This window comes from Achromobacter sp. Marseille-Q0513, assembly GCF_018195695.1.
Classification (GTDB): Bacteria; Pseudomonadota; Gammaproteobacteria; order Burkholderiales; family Burkholderiaceae_B; genus Achromobacter.
This window is the reverse complement of the sequence record NZ_JAGTJY010000514.1, coordinates 1-465: the sequence shown is the minus strand read 5'-3', so window position 1 is coordinate 465 and position 465 is coordinate 1. Positions and strand designations below refer to the sequence as shown.

Annotated in this window: 1 protein-coding gene; it reads left to right on the top strand. The window is 62.2% G+C overall.

The features are described from left to right. A partial coding sequence (locus tag KDH83_RS31545) for a TolC family protein (RefSeq protein WP_212323106.1) occupies nt 1–465 on the top strand: 465 nt, incomplete at both ends.

Here is a 465-nt window from a genome sequence, read left to right as displayed (position 1 = left end):
ATGTATCGACGGATCGCGACGCTGTCGGCCATCTGTGGCATGGCCTTGCTATCCGCCTGTTCCGTGGCTCCGGAGTATGCCGTTCCTCGGATGACGCTTCCTGCGCACTACAAGTACGCGCTGTCGGAGCAGGAGATCGTTGGAGATTGGCAGGAAGCACAGCCCGCCGACGCTTCCTTGCGTGGAGAGTGGTGGCGCTTGTTCGACGACCCCGCGTTGAATTTGCTTCAAGACACGGCGCGCCTGGCCAACCCATCCCTTCAGTCTGCGTTGGCGCGGCTCAAGCAGGCCCGGGCGTTGCGGCAGGAAGCGAAAGGCGCGCGTTTTCCTCGGCTTGGAACCGGATTCGGGCTGTCACGAGAGCGACCATCTCCCGTGTCCGAAGATGTGGCGCATGACGCCGCAACTCCATTCAGAACCAAATGGCGCGTGGAGGCCGGCATTTCCTATGAGGCCGACCTGTTC